The organism is Ralstonia sp. GX3-BWBA (assembly GCF_003290055.1).
Taxonomy (GTDB): domain Bacteria; phylum Pseudomonadota; class Gammaproteobacteria; order Burkholderiales; family Burkholderiaceae; genus Ralstonia; species Ralstonia holmesii.
The window spans coordinates 464953-480558 of record NZ_QMKS01000004.1 but is presented as its reverse complement, the minus strand read 5'-3'; the positions used below and the strand labels follow the sequence as shown (position 1 = coordinate 480558).

General features: G+C 62.9%; 14 protein-coding genes. 5 read left to right on the top strand and 9 right to left on the bottom strand.

Translation table 11 applies throughout. The annotated features are described in order from the left end of the window. Positions 1-15: 15 nt before the first annotated feature. From DOD19_RS03955 to dnaE, 5 genes are all read right to left on the bottom strand, one after another. Positions 16-858 (bottom strand): glycosyltransferase family 2 protein, encoded by an 843-nt coding sequence (locus DOD19_RS03955; RefSeq protein WP_024975182.1) that lies wholly within the window; start codon positions 856-858, stop codon positions 16-18. Further along, the gene (locus tag DOD19_RS03950) at positions 845-1618 is read right to left on the bottom strand and encodes a glycosyltransferase family 2 protein (protein ID WP_112184103.1); all 774 of its coding nucleotides are present in this window, start codon (positions 1616-1618) and stop codon (positions 845-847) included. The genes DOD19_RS03955 and DOD19_RS03950 overlap by 14 nt, the downstream gene beginning before the upstream one ends. Positions 1619-1630: 12 nt before the next feature. Further along, on the bottom strand, positions 1631-2773 hold the full coding sequence (locus DOD19_RS03945; protein ID WP_239497956.1) for an O-antigen ligase family protein: 1143 nt from the start codon (positions 2771-2773) through the stop codon (positions 1631-1633). Between the two features lie 134 nt (positions 2774-2907). Next, positions 2908-3975: a glycosyltransferase family 4 protein gene (locus DOD19_RS03940; protein WP_024975179.1), complete on the bottom strand. Its 1068-nt coding sequence runs from the start codon at positions 3973-3975 to the stop codon at positions 2908-2910. 83 nt (positions 3976-4058) lie between these two features. Beyond that, on the bottom strand, positions 4059-7577 hold the full coding sequence (gene dnaE / locus DOD19_RS03935) for a DNA polymerase III subunit alpha (RefSeq protein ID WP_112184099.1): 3519 nt from the start codon (positions 7575-7577) through the stop codon (positions 4059-4061). Positions 7578-7727: 150 nt separating this feature from the next. On the opposite strand from dnaE, the gene DOD19_RS03930 reads away from it, so the two are divergent. Both DOD19_RS03930 and DOD19_RS28135 read left to right on the top strand, forming a co-directional pair. Then, complete coding sequence (locus tag DOD19_RS03930) at positions 7728-8576, top strand: sulfurtransferase (RefSeq protein ID WP_024975177.1); 849 nt, start codon at positions 7728-7730, stop codon at positions 8574-8576. Beyond that, positions 8573-8698, top strand: coding sequence for a hypothetical protein (locus tag DOD19_RS28135; protein WP_268747321.1), 126 nt, complete (start codon positions 8573-8575; stop codon positions 8696-8698). Before DOD19_RS03930 ends, DOD19_RS28135 begins: the two co-directional genes overlap by 4 nt. Positions 8699-8759: 61 nt before the next feature. Here the strand turns inward: DOD19_RS28135 and DOD19_RS03925 are convergent, their stop codons facing one another. Together DOD19_RS03925 and DOD19_RS03920 are read right to left on the bottom strand one after the other, a co-directional pair. Beyond that, a complete protein-coding gene (locus tag DOD19_RS03925) occupies positions 8760-9332 on the bottom strand; it encodes a flavodoxin family protein (protein ID WP_004631035.1) in 573 nt (190 codons plus the stop codon). 76 nt (positions 9333-9408) lie between these two features. Further along, the gene (locus tag DOD19_RS03920; protein ID WP_112184097.1) at positions 9409-10107 is read right to left on the bottom strand and encodes a pirin family protein; all 699 of its coding nucleotides are present in this window, start codon (positions 10105-10107) and stop codon (positions 9409-9411) included. Positions 10108-10213: 106 nt separating this feature from the next. Here DOD19_RS03920 and DOD19_RS03915 point away from each other — a divergent pair, with 106 nt between their 5' ends. Continuing rightward, positions 10214-11116 (top strand): LysR family transcriptional regulator, encoded by a 903-nt coding sequence (locus tag DOD19_RS03915; protein WP_024975175.1) that lies wholly within the window; start codon positions 10214-10216, stop codon positions 11114-11116. 62 nt (positions 11117-11178) lie between these two features. Next, the gene (gene gluQRS / locus DOD19_RS03910) at positions 11179-12114 is read left to right on the top strand and encodes a tRNA glutamyl-Q(34) synthetase GluQRS (RefSeq protein WP_112184095.1); all 936 of its coding nucleotides are present in this window, start codon (positions 11179-11181) and stop codon (positions 12112-12114) included. 48 nt (positions 12115-12162) lie between these two features. Here gluQRS and DOD19_RS03905 read toward each other — a convergent pair whose 3' ends face one another. Then, positions 12163-13659, bottom strand: a complete 1497-nt coding sequence (locus tag DOD19_RS03905) for a DEAD/DEAH box helicase (protein WP_112184093.1) — start codon at positions 13657-13659, stop codon at positions 12163-12165. A 236-nt stretch (positions 13660-13895) separates the two neighbouring features. Here DOD19_RS03905 and DOD19_RS03900 point away from each other — a divergent pair, with 236 nt between their 5' ends. Further along, the gene (locus DOD19_RS03900) at positions 13896-14711 is read left to right on the top strand and encodes an MBL fold metallo-hydrolase (protein WP_024975172.1); all 816 of its coding nucleotides are present in this window, start codon (positions 13896-13898) and stop codon (positions 14709-14711) included. Here the strand turns inward: DOD19_RS03900 and DOD19_RS03895 are convergent. After that, on the bottom strand, positions 14695-15405 hold the full coding sequence (locus DOD19_RS03895; protein WP_112184091.1) for a TetR/AcrR family transcriptional regulator: 711 nt from the start codon (positions 15403-15405) through the stop codon (positions 14695-14697). The genes DOD19_RS03900 and DOD19_RS03895 overlap by 17 nt on opposite strands. Positions 15406-15606: the final 201 nt, after the last annotated feature.

The following is a 15606-nucleotide window of genomic DNA, read 5'->3' as shown; positions in this document are numbered from 1 at the left end:
GCATGACGGCGCCGCTCAGGCGCCTTGCTCTCGCAGTTCCGCAAGCCCGACTTCAGCGCGGATGATGTCGGTATTCCGGCGGGCCATCATGCGTTGATAGTTGGGGCTCTCCTGCGCGCGCGATTGTTCGCGATGCCATAGGTGGAAGACTTCGGTCGCGCAGAAGCCGCGCTTGCGCCGCACCCCGGCGTTGTACAGGCGCACAACCAGATCGGCGTCTTCATGACCCCACCCGACGAAGCTCTGATCGAAGCCGTTCACACACTCGAAATCGCTGCGCCACACGCCGAGGTTGCAGCTTTTGATGCCTCGCAGGCTGGTGCCCTTGAACGTGCGCGGCAACGGCAAACCCGGCACCATGAGCGGCAGGAATTTGTTGATGCGGCCCGCGCGCCAGGCGGCAAACCAATACGCGCAGTCCTTCAGGTGGATATCGATCTGCTGGGCGACGACCTCACGCGTCATCGCTTCATTCAGCAGGATGCGGCTGCCAGACAGCAGGCGCCCCTGCTCGGCCAACGCGCGGTGCCGGGCCACAAAATCCGGACGCGGCACGCAATCGCCATCGAGAAAAACAAGGTAGTCGGCATCCGTCGCCAGCACGCCGCGGTTGCGTATCTCACCAGCACGAAAGCCATCGTCTGGGTGCCAGACATGGCGCAACGGATACGGTGCGGTCTTGGCTGCCATTTCGACCGCTACGCGTGTGTCATCGCGCGAACCGTCGTCGGCGACGATGACGTCGAATGCGTGGTCGGTCTGTGCGCCACACCCAGCCAGTACGCGGGCGAGCGCGTCCGGGCGGTTATACGTCGTAACGATGAGGGCGATGCGACGCGGCGGCTCAGCGCTTGCCATGACGATGCAACATCATCAGTTTGATGTAGCGGTAATACGTGCCTTCGGCGTTCGACACGGCGAGCATGAAGCCCTCCGCGCCATCAAGGAAGCCCCGCTGGATGATGTACGTGCGGATGAACGCCCACAGCCCGTGGCCGATCGCGCTGCCCAGCGAGGCGCGTTTGCCCTTGGCATAGGCTGCGGCCGCACCGGCGGTCGAATAATCGTTGGCCTTGTCGAGCGCAGCCTTCAGGTCGGGAATCGAGTAGTGAATGATCGGCGCGCGGAAGTCGCCCACCGTCCCCTCAAAGACCAGGTGCGAGTGCACCGGTGCATCGAAGAATGTCACCTGCTCGCGTTTGAAAAAGCGACGAATGCGGTCCGGCCACCAGCCCGAGTGTTTCATGAAGCGGCCGCAAAAGCTGGAGCTGCGCGGCATCGAGTAGACAGTGTGCGAACTGCCCGATTCGAGTACGGCGATCATCTCGGCGCGCAATTCGGGGCTGATGCGCTCGTCGGCATCCAGCGAGAGCACCCATTCGGTACGGGCTTCGCGCAGAGCACGGTTGGATTGTTCGCCGTAGCCGGGCCAGTCGGTCTCGAACACGCGCGCACCAAGTTGGCGGCAGATATCCTGCGTGCCGTCCGTGCTACCCGAGTCGAAGACGATGACATCGTCCGCCCAGTCGCGCACCGAACGGATGCAGTCGCCGATATCAGCGGCTTCGTTCTTGGCGACGATGATGACGGCGAGCGTGGCTCGATTGGATACGGACATGCGAAAGCGATCTCAGAGAACAGGAGCGGCGCCAAGCTGCTGCCGGCGCCGATGAATATGCGCGGTGAATACGGCCACCATCACGCTGTAGAACACAACCGTCTGCGCGATGATCAGCATCACTTCGGTCAGCCCGAACAGTACGAAGCCGACACATAACGTGAGGCCCATCGCCCCCGTGGTGCGTAGGATGCGATCGTCGCACAAGGCGGCGCGCAGGAAGTACGCGGCAGGCACCAGATACAGCGCCAGCAATGCGCCGATGCCCAGCACGCCAAGCGTGGCGCCATTGTATAGAAACTCGTTGTGGGCATGCTCGTAGGCCATCGCCTCCTGTGTGATCAGGCCTTCCGCGTGAATGGCTTTGAGAGCGGGCTCGAATTGACCTCTTCCCACACCGGCTAATGGGTGGCGCGTCAACATCAACGCAGCCGCTTTCCAGAGTTGGAAGCGGATGCCGACCGAGGTGTTGGTCTGACCAGCCTGATAGGCATGAATGTCTCCCATCGCCTGATCAAAGCGGGTTCGCACCATACTCGACGACACGCATACGGTCACCAACAGCGCGAAGAACACAAGCAAGGCAGTCGCTCGCTTCTTCCAGCTCACATGCCGTAGCGTCGCCACGGCGATCAGCAGCAGTATGGGGATTGCAATCCAGCCGCCCCGCGACTGCGACAGATACGACGCATAGAGCCCAGCGCCACCTCCAAACACGCGCAAGATGATAAGCGGCCAGCCGTCACGCTTGGCCCAACCGATGGAAATCAGCGAAAACAAGCCCATCAGCAGCGATAGATTGCCGAAGGGGATGGTATTGGCAAACGCGCCAACCTTGTCCGGTCGTCCGATACGCAATTCGAGATAAGCCCACACAACCGAGGCCAGCGCGCCCGCAACACAACCCCATTGCACACTTTCCAACTGTTTAGGACGCAATCGCAGCAGCGCAAATAGCGTCAAACCGAACAGCCAGAGCCGGCCATAGGCAAACGGCACACCGCGCATCGCCGCAGGGTTCAGCTGCGCACTGATCAGCATCGCAGTCGGCATGGCGGCCATTGCCAGAATCAGCCAGCGATATTCGCGCCACATCGCTCGCAATCGGTTCATAACCTCCGCAGGCGCGGCCAGCATCGACCAGAACGCGGCCACAAGTAGCAGCAAGAACGATAGGAACGCTGCGCCGCGCACCGACAGCATGAAGGCCGGGAGGATGGCGATTCCAAACACGGCCAGAGCCACCGGCGCACTGGATATCAGCGTCCGGCCACGTTGCATCAAACCGCTCATCGCAATGTCCCCGCGCCAGGGGCAAGCGCCAGGAGCGCATCGATGTGCGCAGCGATGCTCGGGTCATAGCGCAGGTGTTCACGCGGATTCGCCAGGCGCGCCTGGCCAGCCTGCGCACGGGCAACAGCCGCCTCGATCGTGCGCGCCAGCGTGGCTGGATCGTTCAGATCGAAGGTGGGCGCACCTTCTTCCGAGATCACCTCGGTGCAGGCGATATTGGCTGCCAGGACGGCAGGCGTGCCGCACAGCACGGACTCCACCCCGATCAGCCCGAACGGCTCGTAGTGCGAAGCCAGGATCGTGTAGTCCGCTGCACGGTAGACATTCTCGATGTCCTTGCGGTATCCCAGGTAGCGGATGTTGGGCGAGGACGAAGACACCGGCCGCCCGATCACCGCCAGTTGCACCGGCAAATCCGTCTTGGAGAAGAACGCCTCAAGCAGCGGATAGCCCTTGCGCTTGTGACTCGACGACGGGAACACAAACGTGATGCGATCCTTCGCAAAGCCCAGCTCATCGCGCAGGCGCTGACGCTCGGTCTCGTCCACCGGCGAGAACTTCGTCTCGCTCACCGGCGGGTACACCGTCTTCACCTTGGCCGCCGGAATGTCGTAATAGTCGAGCACCTCCTGCGCCATCAACCTCGAGTGTGCAACGACAACATGCGAGCGTACGTAGTCCCGGCGTTCCAGCGCGATCTGCTGGCGGTCCCAGAAGGCAGCCTCTTTGGAAAAGCTCTTGAGATAGCCGACGTGCGTGCCACCGCAAATGGCGATATCCGATGCCCCTGTACGGTTGCAGCCGATCATCAGATCGATGTGCTCACGCTTGGCCAGATAGCGCACCAGCCAGCCGAACGCGTGGTCGTTCAATTTGCCTGGCAGCTTGCGTGTGGGCAATGCAACGGCCTTGACCTGGCGATATTCGGGAAGCGCCTTGTCCACCATCTTGGCGAAGAACACGGGACGGATGTCGCGCTCATGCAAGCCGCGCACCAGGTCCATCGCGTAGCGCTCGCTGCCGCCGCTGTAGCCCAGCGCGTTGCACGAGATTCCGACGTTCATGGATGCTCTAGTAATAATCGTATTGAGACTGCAGTCGTGCCGAGCCAGCGCCCGGCGATGACGCCCCCCGCGCCATCTTCGAACTACTCGTACACCGTTGCCACGTTCTCGGCGTCCAGCGCCTGACGCAGTGCGGCGATTGCCGCTTCGCTCGGCACGATGCGCCAAGCGTCGCCGAGCACCGCTTCGCAGCGGGCCTGTTCGCAGACGTAGCTGATGCGCACCGAGACGCCATTGCCATCCGCCGCGACATGCGGCGAGAGCATGTCGCGCAGCTTGGCCGCAGTTGAATCGCCATTCATCGACAAACGAATCGCCCGCGCAAACTTGGCACGCGCCTGGGTCATGTCCATGACAGATTCGGCTGTCACGCGCACGCCGCCAGTGAACATGTCGTGCCGGGCACTGCCCTGCACGATCAGCACTTCGTCTTCCTTGAACAGCGCGCGATTGGCTTCAAACACTTCGTTGAAGACCGTCACTTCGGTGGCTTCGCTGGCAGAGCCGTCGTCGAGCATGACGATCAGCATCTTGCCGCGCTGCGTCATCTGTGTGCGCTGGCCGACGATCACGCCCGCCACCGTCTTGTTACGCGCATCGCGGTTGCCGTAGCCGCCGCCATTGCCCTTGTCGGTCACTTCGCGGGCCAGATCGGCCAGCGTCGTACGCGCAAAGCGGCGCACCTCGTCACGGCATTCATCGAACAGGTGGCCGGAAAGATAGAAACCCAGCGCCTGCTTTTCTTCCTGCAGCTTGCGCTTGGTCGACCAGGCCGGCTCGTCGACCAGTTCGGGGCGATGCTGCTCGGCGTCGTCGCCGCTCATCAGATCGAACAGCGACACCTGGTTGGCGGCCGCTGCCTTCTGCTCGGCGGCTTCCATGGCCAGGCCGATCGAGGCGAGCAGCTGTGCGCGGTTATCGTGGAGGCTGTCGAAGGCGCCGGCACGCACCAGCGCTTCGATCGTGCGGCGATTGACCTGGCGCCGGTCAACACGCTCGCAGAAGTCGAACAAGTCCTTGAACGGGCCATCTTCGCGTGCCCGCAGGATGTCTTCGATCGCACCCTGACCGCTGCCCTTCACGCCGCCCAAGCCGTAGCGGATGGTCTTGGCGTCGGTCGGCGCAAAGCGATACTGGCTCGCGTTGATATCCGGCGGCAGCACGGTCAGTCCGTTCTTGCCTCGGGCATCGTCGTAGAGGATCTTCACCTTGTCGGTGTCGTCCATGGCGAGCGACATGTTGGCTGCCATGAATTCGGCCGGGTGATGCGCCTTGAGCCAAGCCGTGTAGTACGCCAGCAGCGCATAGGCAGCCGCGTGCGACTTGTTGAAGCCGTAGCCCGCGAACTTCTCCATCAGGTCGAAGATTTCATCGGCCTTTTCGGTGGAGAGCCCGTCCTTGGCCGCCCCCGCGCGGAACAGCGCGCGGTGCTCGGCCATTTCTTCGGCCTTCTTCTTACCCATCGCTCGGCGCAGCAAGTCAGCGCCGCCGAGCGAGTAACCGCCCACGATCTGCGCCATCTGCATCACCTGCTCCTGGTAGACCATGATGCCGTAGGTCTCCTTGAGCACCGGCTCAACGCGCGGGTCGGGGTACTCGACCTTCTCGCGGCCGTGCTTACGCGCGCAGAAGCTCGGAATCAGGTCCATCGGGCCTGGGCGATACAACGCCACCAGGGCGATGATGTCCTCAAAGCGGTCAGGTTTGGCGTCCTTCAGCATGCCCTGCATGCCGCGGCTTTCCAGCTGGAACACAGCCACCGTGTTGGCCGACTTCAGGATGTCGAACGCCTTCTTGTCCGTCAGCGGAATGTGGCTGCAGTTCCAATCTGTCTTGGACGGATCGAGCATGCGGATGTAGCGCTCGGCCCAGTCGAGGATCGTGAGCGTGGTCAAGCCCAAGAAGTCGAACTTGACCAGGCCGACGGCTTCCACGTCGTCCTTGTCGTACTGACTGACGACGCCCGCATCTTCGCCGCCTTGCGTGTAGAGCGGGCAGAAGTCGGTCAGCTTGCCCGGGGCGATCAGCACACCGCCCGCGTGCATGCCGACGTTACGCGTCATGCCTTCCACGCGCTGTGCGAGTTCCAGGAGCTGCTTGACCTCTTCTTCGTTGGCTTCGCGCTCGGCCAGCAGCGGCTCTTCCTTCTTGGCTTCTTCCAGTGTGACGAGCTTGCCCGGCTTGAACGGGATCAGCTTGGCCACGCCGTCAACGAAGTTGTAGCCGAGATCGAGCACGCGGCCCACGTCACGCACCGCGGCCTTGGCGGCCATGGTGCCAAAGGTGGCGATCTGCGAGACGGCGTCCTTGCCGTATTTTTCCTTCACGTACTGGATGACGCGGTCGCGGCCGTGCTGGCAGAAGTCGATGTCGAAGTCGGGCATCGACACACGTTCCGGGTTCAGGAAACGCTCGAACAGCAGGTTGTATTTGAGCGGATCCAGATCGGTAATGCCCAGCGCGTATGCCACCAGCGAACCGGCACCGGAACCCCGGCCCGGCCCCACCGGCACGCCATTGTTCTTGGCCCAGTTGATGAAGTCCGCAACGATCAGGAAATAGCCCGGGAAGCCCATCTTGATGATGGTGCCGGTCTCGAATTCCAGGCGAGCGTAATACTCGGCGCGTTTGGATTCGCGCACGGCCTCGTCGGGGAACAGCACTTCCATGCGCTTTTCCAGCCCTTCCTTGGCAAGCTGGACGAGATAGTCATCCAGCGACATGCCATCGGGCGTCGGGAACAGCGGCAGCTTGGGCTTGCCCAGTTCCAGCTTGAGGTTGCAGCGCTGCGCGATCTGCACTGCGTTGGCCAGCGCGGACGGGATGTCGGCAAACAGCGCGCACATCTCGTCCTGCGTCTTGAAATACTGTTCGGTCGTGAAACGACGGGCACGGCGTGGATTGGCGAGCAGTTCGCCCTCCGCAATACAGGTGCGCGCTTCGTGGGCCGTGAAATCGTCCGGGGTCATGAACTGCACCGGATGCGTGGCAACCACTGGCAACTGCATGGCCGATGCGAGCTTCACGGCTTGCTGGATGTAGGCCTCGGTACCAGTCTGCCCGGCGCGTTGCAGTTCGATGTAGAAGGCGCCCGGAAACACGCGCGACCAGTTCGTCGCCAGCTTGCGCGCCAGCGCCTCGTTTCCGTTGGCCAGCGCCATGCCAATATCGCCGCCCATGGCGCCTGAGAGCGCCAGCAGGCCCGTGGCCAATGGGGCATTTTCCACGCCCGGCTCGTCGAACCATTCGGGGGCGATTTCCGCGCGGCCGCGATGTTGGTTGGAGAGCCAAGCACGGGCCAGCAACTGGCACAGGTTCAGGTAACCCTGCTTGTCACGGACCAACAACAGAAGGCGTGCCGGTTTGTCGCGCTCATCGTGATTGGTGATCCACACGTCGGCGCCGACGATAGGCTTGACGCCCTTGCCGCGCGCCTCCTTGTAGAAGCGCACCAGCCCGAAGGCGTTGGCGAGATCGGTCAGCGCCAAGGCGCCCATGCCGTCTTTGGCTGCGGCCTTGACGGCATCGTCCAGACGGACGTTGCCATCGACGACGGAGTATTCGGAGTGGAGGCGGAGGTGGACGAAGCGCGGCGAATTCATCCGCGTATTGTACCGGGTGACATCTTCCGTAAAGCATTCGGGGCGTGTCCGGTTGATCATCGACAACCCCGCGCGGCTGCTCGGGCGGCTATAATTTCGGCTTACGAATCAACGGGTTACCCAAAGCGCCAAAAAATGGCGCGGCAGCACATGCAGATCGTCAATATTTCCGCTTACAAATTCGTCACCCTCGATGACCGCGAGACCTTGCGCGCCGCCCTGCTGGCCGAATGCCAGGCGCGCGAGCTGAGGGGCACCGTTCTACTGGCGCCCGAGGGCATCAACATCTTTCTGGCCGGCTCGCGTGAAGCCATTGACGGCATCGTCGGCTGGCTGCGCGCCGACGCCCGTTTTGCTGACCTGGCACCGAAGGAAAGCCTGTCTGACCACCAGCCGTTCCGCCGCTTGCTGGTGCGCATGAAGAAAGAAATCATCACCATGCGCCACCCGCTGATCCGCCCGGAAGACGGCCGTGCGCCGTCGGTTGCGCCGCCCGATCTCAAGCGCTGGCTCGACCAGGGCCACGACGACGAGGGCCGCCCAGTGGTGATGCTCGACACGCGCAATGACTATGAAGTTGCCGTCGGCACATTCAAGAACGTCGTCGAATACAACCTCAAGAAATTCACCGAATTCCCGCCCGCCATTGCCGCGCACAAAGACGACTTTGCCGGCAAGACGGTCGTGTCCTTCTGCACCGGCGGCATCCGGTGCGAAAAGGCGGCAATCCACATGCAGGAGATCGGCGTCGAGCGCGTGTATCAGCTCGAAGGCGGCATCCTCAAGTATTTCGAGGAAGTGGGCGGCGCCCATTACGACGGCGACTGCTTCGTGTTCGACCACCGCACGGCTCTCAATGCTGAGCTGCTGCCAGCAGGGCCGAAACAATGCTTCGCCTGCCGCGCCGTGGTGACGCCGGAAGAACAGCAATCCGCCGACTACATCCCCGGCCAGCGCTGCCCGCATTGCGCGGGCAGCCAAACGCGGGCCGCTGCATGAAGCGCTTCGCCGCCCTCCTCTTCATCAGCACGGTGTGCCTGGCAGCATTGGCCGGCTGCGCAACGAGCTGCGAGGGTGGCTCCAACCGCGGCGTGTTCTGCGGCGCTGGCACGCGCTTCTGACCCTTAACAGCGCACAAAAAAACGCCGGACATGCCGGCGTTTTTTCTTTGAGCGATCCGCTTTACTGACGGCCGCGCACGAACTGATTGGTGATGGCAACAATGCGCTCACCGAACAGCTTGGCGGTTTCCAGGTCGCCCGGCAACGGACCCTCTTCAGGGCTCGCATCAGACGGCGATTGCGCCAGCGCGCCGCCAAAGCCCGCCAGGTAATTCACGTCGTTGCGCGTGGCGGCCTTGCTGTTGGCCGGCATCATGCCCGTGCCGACCCAGATCATTCCGTGCTGCTGCGACAGCGTCCACAGGTACTGGATCGACGCGTACTTGTCTCCATTCATCGATGCGGAATTCGTGAACCCCGCGGCGATCTTGTCCTTCCACGCGCCCGTGAACCATGCCTTGGACGATGCATCGGCAAACTTCTTGAAGTCGCCCGAAACGCCGCCCATGTAGGTCGGCGCGCCAAAGACGATCGTATCGACGCCGGCCAGCAGCGCCCACGTGTCGTCGTTGACGTCTGTGACCGAAATCAGGTGCGCTTCGGCGCCGGCGCCTTGCACGCCTGCAAACACGGCCTCTGCCTGCTTCTTGGTGTGGCCATAACCGCTGTGATAAACGACTGCAACTCGTGCCATGGGAATCCTCTTGGGGTTGGGTATCGCGGGGGACAACGGAAAAGAAAAATGGCGCACACAGCGTGCGCCACGAACATTACGGCAGATCGAACACCAGCACTTCGCTGTCTTCGCCGCCAGAGAGCGTCACGGCCTCTTCTTGCGTCAGCTTGGCTGCGTCGCCGCCAACCAGCGTGCGACCGTTGATGCTCACCTTGCCGCGAACCACGTGCACGTAAGCACGGCGGCCTTCGGCAATGGGCAAGGACGCAGTTTCTGCGCCATCAAACTTGCCGGCGTAGAGCATCACGTCCTGATGCACCTTCACCGAACCGTCACGACCATCGGTGCTCGCGATCAGGGCGAGCTTGCCGCGCTTGGCAGCCTCGTCGAAATGGCGTTCTTCGTAGCCCGGCGTGAGGTTCAACTGCGCGGGAAGCACCCAGATCTGCAGGAAATGCGTGGTCTGATCCTGCGCGTGGTTGAACTCGGAGTGACGCACGCCTGTCCCAGCCGTCATGCGTTGCACGTCGCCCGGGCGCAGCACGCTGCCGTTGCCCATGCTGTCCTTGTGCGCCAGTTCACCATCCAGCACGTAGCTGATGATTTCCATGTCGCGGTGGCCGTGGGTGCCAAAGCCCATACCGGCGGCGACGCGGTCTTCATTGATGACACGCAACGGCCCGAACTGAACGTGTTCCGGGTCCATGTAATCGGCAAACGAGAAGCTGTGATACGACTTGAGCCAGCCGTGATCTGCGTAACCGCGATCTTGAGAGGGGCGGATTTCAATCATTTTGATGAATCTCCTATCCAAATTACTGCGTCGATGTGTGAATGGTACGCAGATTGGCTATAGTTTCGCGGTATGGCTTTGACTCAATACATCAAAAATTCTGAACATGGCGCTATCGCTGGAATCTCTGGAAGTGCTGGACGCGATCGAACGCAAGGGCAGCTTTGCCGCCGCCGCGCACGAACTGGGCAAAGTGCCGTCGGCGCTCACATATGTGGTGCGCAAGCTGGAAGACGATCTCGATGTCCTGCTGTTTGACCGCCGCCGCCATCGGGCGGAACTCACGCCCGCTGGCCGCGCATTGCTCGACGAAGGCCGTCACCTGCTGCAGGCCGCCGACGAACTCGCACGCCGCGTCAAACGCCTCGCCACCGGGTGGGAAGCCACATTGACCATCGTAGTCGACGATCTCGTGCACTTTCGCGCACTTATGCCAGTCATCCAGGATTTTTACGCGGAGAACACCGCCACGCGACTGCGCTTCAGCCGTGAGGTTCTGGCCGGCACGTGGGACGCACTGCTCTCAGGCCGCGCGGATCTGCTGATCGGGCCGGCGCAGGTGATGCAGGTACAGGGCATTCAGACACGCACGGTGGGCAACATTCCCTTTGTGTTTGCGGTGGCGGCACATCATCCGCTGGCGCACATGGAGGAGCCTTTGCCTGCAACCGCCATCACGCGGCATCGCATCGTTGCCGTCGGAGATACGTCACGCAATCTGCCCGCACGCACCATCGGCGTGATGGCCGGACAGGACACGCTGGTGGTGCCGTCCATGGCTGACAAGGTGCAGGCGCAGATTCGTGGCCTGGGCTGCGGCTGGTTGCCGGTGCCGCTGGCGCAACCGTATCTGGATTCCGGCGTGCTGATCGCCAAGGAAACCACCGAAGACAAGCGTGCCGGCACGTTTCAGGTTGCTTGGCGCAACAACATGCGCGGCAAGGCGCTGCAATGGTGGGTCGACAAGCTGGAAGACCCGCGCCTGGGGCAGGCCCTGATGATGCAGTAGGCGCCTCGTGCGGACAAATCGCGCACAATAGCGCCATCGACTTCTGCGCCTGGAGCGTTGCGTTGTCCCAAGCCAATCTCGATTTTCCGGAATCCACCACGTCGTCGCGCGACCAATACCGCGGCCGCTTTGCGCCATCGCCCACGGGGCCGTTGCATATCGGCTCGCTGGTCACCGCGCTGGCAAGCTGGCTGGATGCACGCGTACACGGCGGCACGTGGCTCGTGCGCATTGAAGACATCGATTTTCAGCGCAACGTGCCCGGCGCCGACCGCGACATCCTCGCCACACTGGATACACTCGGGCTCATTCCCGACGAGGTCCCACAGTGGCAAAGCGCGCACCTGTCACGCTTTGAACAGGCGCTCGAGCAACTGCAAGCAATCGGGAGCCTCTACCCGTGCGGCTGCACGCGCCGCGAGATTGCGGATTCCGTCACCAGCATTGACGCCAATGGGCACGTGCGTCACCAGACCCTGATCTATCCCGGCACGTGCCGCAACGGGCTCCACGGCCGCCCGCCGCGCGCTTGGCGCGTGCGGGTGCCGGATGCCGACGCCGCTACCATCTGCTTCAACGACCGCTGGCAAGGCACGCAATGCCAGAACCTGGCTGAAGCCGTAGGCGACTTCGTGCTCAAGCGCGCCGACGGCATGTGGGCGTACCAGATTGCGGTGGTGGTGGACGATGCCACCCAAGGCATCACGGACGTCGTGCGCGGCGCCGACCTGCTCGACTCGACGCCGCGCCAGATCTACCTGCAGCGCTTGCTCGGGCTGCCGGCGTTGCGCTACCTGCACGTGCCCGTGGTGGTGAACGCCGACGGCGAGAAACTCAGCAAGCAGACGGGCGCGCGCGCCATCAACCGCAGTCAACCGCTGGCCGCGCTAACAGAAGCGGCGCAGCACCTGGGGCTGGAGATTCGTGCGGGGGATGTAGAGGGGTTTTACCGAGACGCCGTCCCGGCATGGGCCAATCGCCTGGCACAAACGGCCTGAGGCAATTGACCCTGGCGGCAGGAGCGCCGCCGTTTTCAGTCGACTGACTTAACGCTTGCGCGGCACGCCACCGAGCAGCGCCGCGATCGGGCGCTTGGCGGTACGCGGATGCCCGGTCGCTTGCGCTGGCTTGGCAGTTTCTGCCGATTCCGCTGGCAGAGACGATTCGTACGGGCGATTGAAGAACGGGTCGTCCGATGGGCGGAAAGGCGGGCGCACGATCGTGTGATCCAACACGCGGGCACCGTTGCGGTCTTCACGCTCGCGGGAGCGGCGGACTTCGCTGCGGGCACGCTTTTCGTCGCGCTCGCGGCGTTCACGGTCACGAGCCTGTTCACCGGTCGGATCGAAATCGGCTAGTTGTTCGCGCGGCAAATTGCGCTTAATCAGCTTTTCGATGTCGGCCAGGAAACGCTCATCGCCCGGGGCGAACAGCGACAGAGCGTCACCGGAGGCGCCTGCACGACCCGTGCGGCCGATACGGTGCACGTAGTCTTCTGCGTTGAACGGCAGGTCGAAGTTGATCACGCACGGCATCTGCGAGATGTCGAGACCGCGCGCCGCCACGTCGGTGGCGACCAGCACATCCACGGTACCTTGCTTGAACGCTTCGAGCGTTTGCATGCGCTCGGTCTGCGTCTTGTCGCCGTGGATGGCGTTGGCGTTGATGCCTTCGCGCTCCAGGGCTCGCGCCAGGCGCGAGCAGCCGATCTTGCTGTTGGAGAACACGATGCACTGGCGTGGCAGGCCTTGCTCTGCGCGCTGACGCAGCAGGTGCACGAGCGCGGCCTGCTTGTGGTTGTCCGGCACGGTGTAGATGACCTGGCGGACGTTTTCTGCAGTGGCGTTGCTGCGCGCCACTTCAATGGTTTGCGGATGACGCAGGTAGCTGGCGGCCAGCTTCTTGATCTCGGGCGAGAACGTGGCCGAGAACAGCAGCGTCTGGCGGTGCGCCGGCAGCAGATTGATGATGCGCTGCAGGTCGGGCAGGAAGCCCATGTCGAGCATGCGGTCGGCTTCGTCCAGCACCAGCATGCGCACCTGCGACAGGTTCACGCTGCGCTGCTGCACGTGATCGAGCAGACGGCCCGGCGTGGCAACGAGGATTTCCACGCCGCGGCGCAGTTGCTCCGTCTGCGGGTTCATGTCGACACCGCCGAAAACGACCGCGCTGCGCAGCGCCGTGTACTTCGCGTACTTGGCAACGTTGTCGTACACCTGGTCGGCCAGCTCGCGCGTGGGCGTGAGGATCAGCGCTCGCACCGGGTGGCGCGCAGGCGATGCGCTCGTGTTGGCGTCGGGCAGCAGGTTGTGGATGATCGGCAGCGAGAAACCGGCGGTCTTGCCGGTGCCGGTTTGTGCGGCGCCCATGACGTCGCAGCCGGCAGTCACCACCGGGATGGCGGCAGCCTGGATGGGCGTGGGCTTGGTGTAACCGCTTTCGGTCAGCGCGCGGAGGACGTCCGGATGCAGGCCGAAGCTGTCGAATGTCACCGATTCATTGGCCGGCGCTTCTGACGCTTCAGACATCGTTGCAGTATTCATAGGGGGAGATGCGGCATGCCGGTTGGCATGGCGGCGCGCCAGACCCAAGCGGAAAACCCGCGTGCGGCTCGCGCAAAGCGTTAAAGATCAAGAGTTTATCACGTGAGACCCAGCCGGGGCCGGATGATCGGCCACCCAGGCCAATGCCGGCGTCACACCGGCCTTGACACGGATCAAGTGTGGCGGCCACGCCCTGCGCGACCATCGGAGCATTCCAACCGCGCCCGCCCTCTCCCATGGTCACGACGCTCTATGAAACGCCCGAGCATGTCTGCCTGATGTTTTCCGACCTGGTCGACGATCACGACGACCTGCCGGTGCAGACAAACCAATTCCTGATCGTCGATCACGGCCACGGCGCGCTGATCGACCCAGGGGGTCAGATGACCTACAACGCGCTGTTTTTGGCGATGAACCGGTACTTTTCGCCCAAGCAGCTCGACTACGTGCTGGCCTCGCATGCAGACCCAGATATCGTCGCCTCGGCGGGACGGTGGCTGACGAGCTCGAGCTGCGACATCCTGATCTCGCGCGTGTGGGAGCGTTTTCTGCCGCATTTCTGCACGGTCGGCAAAACCGAGGGCCGCATCGTGCCGATCCCGGATACGGGCATGGCGATTCCGCTGGGGCAATCACATCTGCTGGCGGTGCCGGCGCATTTCCTGCATTCCGAGGGCAACTTCCAGTTCTACGATCCGGTATCGCGCATCCTGTTCTCGGGCGATCTGGGGGCGTCGATGGTGCACGCCAACGTGGCCGCCAAGCCCGTGGAAGATTTTGACGCGCACCTGCCGCTGATGGCGCCCTTCCACCGCCGCTACATGAGCGGCAACCGAGTGTGCCGGCTATGGGCGCAGATGGTGCGCGGGCTGGACATCGAATGGATCGTGCCGCAGCACGGCCAGCCGTTTCGCGGGCCAGCCATGGTCAAGCGGTTCATCGATTGGGTGGAAACGCTCGATTGCGGCATCGACCTGATGACGCCGGAGATCTTCCGCCTCCCCGTCTTGCCGAGCGCAACTGCTAGCGCGGCGCTCAGGACGCGGGTTTAGTTGCTGGGCCTGGGGCGGCCGGCAGAATGATCTTCATCATGGCGCTCGACAACTCGTGCGCCAGCACGCCGGCGTCAATGCGCGATGGATCGTGCCACGTGTACATGAAGCCCATCACACCGCCCATCGAATGCGCGGCGACGCGCGCATCGCCAAAGTCGAACACGCCGGCGCGCTTGCCCTCATCGAGCAGCGCATAGAGATCGCGGTAATACGCCCGCGACATGCCGTGCAGCCATTCCACCGTTTCGGGGCGCAGGTATTGCCGATCGCGATACGTCAGTGCTGCGGCATAGTGGCAGTCGATGCAACGGCGAGCCATTTCCAGCAGACACGCCTGCAGGCGCTCCCGCACGGGTAGGGCCTGATCGGCCGTTTCCCGGATCGCCGACAGACAGTCCTGCGCGGCCTCGCGGCACAGAATGTCGAAAATCTCGTACTTGTCGGTGAAGTAGTAGTACACCGCCGGTTTGGTCACGCCCAGCGCGTTGCACAGGTCGCTCATCGTCATGCCGGCATAGCCTTTGGTGAAGAAGAGCTGCGCGGCTGTGTCGAGAATCTGCCGGCGGCGGGCCTCCTGCCGCTCGGCGATGTGCGGGCGCGTGGCCGGCGGTGCGACGCCGGGGGCTTCGGGCACCTCGGTTTCAGCAGACGGTTGCACGTCGGAAACGGCGGATTTGCGGACGGTGGACATGGCGCATATTTTCGCATGTCGCCCGCGTATGCGCCGTGGCATACGCGCATCTTGGCGACATCATCGTGCTCAAATGCTTGACGCATCAAAGAACGCTTTCTATATTCTTACCCGTTGGTATAAAAAATTACTTTCCAGTATAGATAGTGCGGCGCCGCCGTGCGCACGCACTGCACAATCCAACGGAGACAAGCTTTGTCG